The sequence below is a fragment of the Nostoc flagelliforme FACHB-838 genome, assembly GCF_014698065.1.
In the GTDB taxonomy this organism is placed as follows: Bacteria; Cyanobacteriota; Cyanobacteriia; order Cyanobacteriales; family Nostocaceae; genus Nostoc; species Nostoc flagelliforme_B.
Genome location: NZ_JACJSI010000587.1, coordinates 1 through 2,811, shown reverse-complemented (window position 1 = coordinate 2,811; position 2,811 = coordinate 1). Strand labels below are relative to the sequence as shown.

Here is a 2,811-nt window from a genome sequence, read left to right as displayed (position 1 = left end):
CTGATTCGACTACAGGTGAGATCAGTGAGAATTCTTTGAGTTGCATTCAACATCAGTGCATTCAGGGAATAACCCTCACCTTACCTGATTTTGGGCTTAACCGAACCGTATTGGGTGTGGGAGATTAAAAAAAAACCTACAACCGGGTGTAACGGTGATGTAGGTATGGAGTCACGAATGCTTAACATTCTTTAACCTTTCAGATTGTATGGAAAGATTTAGAACGGGTTATACAACTGTGGGTGGATATCCAGCAAGTATGGGGTTATAGTTCAGGGCAATGGGTATAGAGAAAATCCATTCTCAAGCTTTCTGTAAATGGTGCTAATGGTATAGCAAAGCTGATCGTACCGCTACCGCCGCCACAATCCCCTACAGTACCCTTATGGTTATATAAAATACTTAAAGCCCTGCTAAATCGCTTCTAAGGGCTAAATAACACGGCTTTTAGAGTGTAATGGGTTTTAATGGGTTAGCGATGGCTAACAAGTTTGTAAATTAACAGGAGATATATCGTTTAAATTTTCCGATTCTTGTACAGCGTTCCAAAGGTCGTACTTTTGCTGAAGATTTAACCAAAGTTCTGGACTTGTTTGAAAAGCTTTTGCTAGACGAATAGCCATAAGTGGAGAAACTCCAGCTTGCTCATTAACAAGTTCAGAAACAGTTTTACGTGAGACACCTAAAACATTACCAAGCTCAGTAATAGTCATCCCTAAAGGTTCTAAATATTGACGTTTAATCAACGCTCCGGGGTGTCTCGGTCTTCTTTTAGTTATCATTTTATCTTTCCCTAATGATAATCCTCGTAATTAACAACGTAAGCATCACCATTTTCAAATTCAAAGGTTACACGCCAATTTCCGGATACTGTTACTGACCATTCACCTTTTCTATCACCTTTTAACTGATGAAGGTTAGAACCTGGGTATCTCATATCTTCGACTTGAGAAGACGCATCAAGTCTATCAAGAATATCTAGTAGTTTTTCTGCGTGTTTAGCCTGAATACCACTTCTATCATCAAACTCAAAAAGTCTCCTCAGTCCTTTATGCTTAAACGTTTTAATCACTTTTTTAAATCGTAACCCCAAGGGTTACACCTGTCAACTGTACATATATTACCTATTTAGTCGCAATTACTATCAAGTGCTGGGGATACATGGATGCAGGGTACGGAGATGTTATGTATATTTTTATCAGTATATTTACCCTAAGAGGAATGAAGAGTAATTTTATACAATGTCTTTAATCTCATTAAGCTAAAGTTTTAAAGTGGCTTATGGCTACCTCTGATAAATCAAATGCGCGTCTCCGTTCAGCTACAGACTTTCCTAAAACAATTGAAAGTTTTGATCCTTCTGAAGCAAATAAATTCTATGAAGAGATGCGAGACTGTTTAATTTTTAGCAATCGCAGCCGTTCACAGCTAATCAGAAGGAATGAAGAACATAAACAAACTATTCTTAAGGTGAAAACAGATTTTGACCATCTACAAGGGATGATTAGCCAACTAAAAAAGGATAAAGAATCTCTTGCAGAGGGTAATCAAAAGGTTATTACAGCTTTAGAGCTTCAAATTGAAACAATGTCAGGACATTTAGATAAACTCTCATCTGCGTTTGATTCTGTCTCAGATATCGGAAATGCATCTCAAGCTCAATGGGGTTATCTGTCTTTTCCTGATCGTTTTTTCAATCTAGTCAAAGCAATAAAAATAATTGTGCTGTGGTGGCGAGAGGAAAAATATGAGGAGCCAAAAATCTTAAATAAAGACTTTTCTCAACTGCATCTTTATGGGACAGTTGATGACACACAAGATAATAAACCACAAATGAATACAGATATTGCTTCACAACAGAGGGCAGAGAGAGAATAAGTAATTAATATGGGCAAGAAACAAATCACTCAATTGCTAGAGCAACTAAAAGAAAACCAGGCACTTGAATTACAGAATGCTGCTGCTATATACACAGTTGCTCAAGTTGCTGTTAATGAGCTAAAAAAGCAAGAACTAAATGAACTAACTGCTATTCCAGCATTGCCTTTTGTCCTAAATAAAATTGATAAATCTTATCTTATCGAACAGTATGGTTCTTATAATGTTTGTCGAAAAGCAGCTAAAGAGCAAGGAATTAAATTCTCTCGTACTCCAGGTTGGGAGCAGTTAGCAGCCGCTTTTAGTTATGCAGAAGCATTCCAAGAGGTTGCCCAAGCTTATGTTAAAGCACATCCAAATTCTTTACTTAAAGGCACTACATTTGAGTTGAAGTTTAATAAATAACTTAGTATTTTCTGAACTCACTGCTTTTAGTTACCTACTATGTAATCTGTCGGAACCCGATAAAACTCAATTAGGAACCAATTCGTTGTAGGCTGTGGATCACAGGTTCTATAGTCTAGCGATGAAAATCAATCGGCACGGACGCGCCAAAGTTCTAACGCAGTCAGAGATACAGTTAATTTTCAGCGATGGCTTAGACAATGACCGCGATCGCGCTTTGTTCGGTGTCTGTCTGTTTAGTGCTTGCCGTATCCGTGAATGCTGTACCCTATTGACCACAGACATTTATACACCCAAGGGTAACGTTAGACCACGGCTGATTATTAGACAATACGGTTCAGTTAAGGCTCAAAAGCTTATGAGTGACGTTAAATTTCGGAGCTTCGACTCGTTGTCCAGTACCTCTGTGTTTTGTTTTTTTAGAACGAAACTTTGATACAGGTCTTTTTACAACCCTGGGATTAGTACGGTGAACGCGTTCGGGTAACAACGTATCTAGGATTTCTACAATTAACCAATTGAAAAAAA

At 37.9% G+C, this 2,811-nt stretch carries 5 protein-coding genes; 3 read left to right on the top strand and 2 right to left on the bottom strand.

Going from position 1 to position 2,811, the window contains the following annotated elements:
- Positions 1-482: 482 nt before the first annotated feature.
- Together H6G97_RS49240 and H6G97_RS49235 are read right to left on the bottom strand one after the other, a co-directional pair.
- Positions 483-782: a HigA family addiction module antitoxin gene (locus tag H6G97_RS49240; RefSeq protein ID WP_190947535.1), complete on the bottom strand. Its 300-nt coding sequence runs from the start codon at positions 780-782 to the stop codon at positions 483-485.
- 11 nt (positions 783-793) lie between these two features.
- A complete protein-coding gene (locus H6G97_RS49235; protein ID WP_199350175.1) occupies positions 794-1,093 on the bottom strand; it encodes a type II toxin-antitoxin system RelE/ParE family toxin in 300 nt (99 codons plus the stop codon).
- 188 nt (positions 1,094-1,281) lie between these two features.
- On the opposite strand from H6G97_RS49235, the gene H6G97_RS49230 reads away from it, so the two are divergent.
- From H6G97_RS49230 to H6G97_RS49220, 3 genes are all read left to right on the top strand, one after another.
- Positions 1,282-1,878, top strand: a complete 597-nt coding sequence (locus H6G97_RS49230) for a hypothetical protein (RefSeq protein ID WP_190947534.1) — start codon at positions 1,282-1,284, stop codon at positions 1,876-1,878.
- A 9-nt stretch (positions 1,879-1,887) separates the two neighbouring features.
- Positions 1,888-2,283, top strand: a complete 396-nt coding sequence (locus H6G97_RS49225; RefSeq protein ID WP_190947533.1) for a hypothetical protein — start codon at positions 1,888-1,890, stop codon at positions 2,281-2,283.
- A 121-nt stretch (positions 2,284-2,404) separates the two neighbouring features.
- Entirely contained in the window at positions 2,405-2,719 is a 315-nt protein-coding gene (locus H6G97_RS49220) for a hypothetical protein (protein WP_242056172.1), read from the top strand.
- The last annotated feature ends 92 nt before the right edge of the window (positions 2,720-2,811 follow it).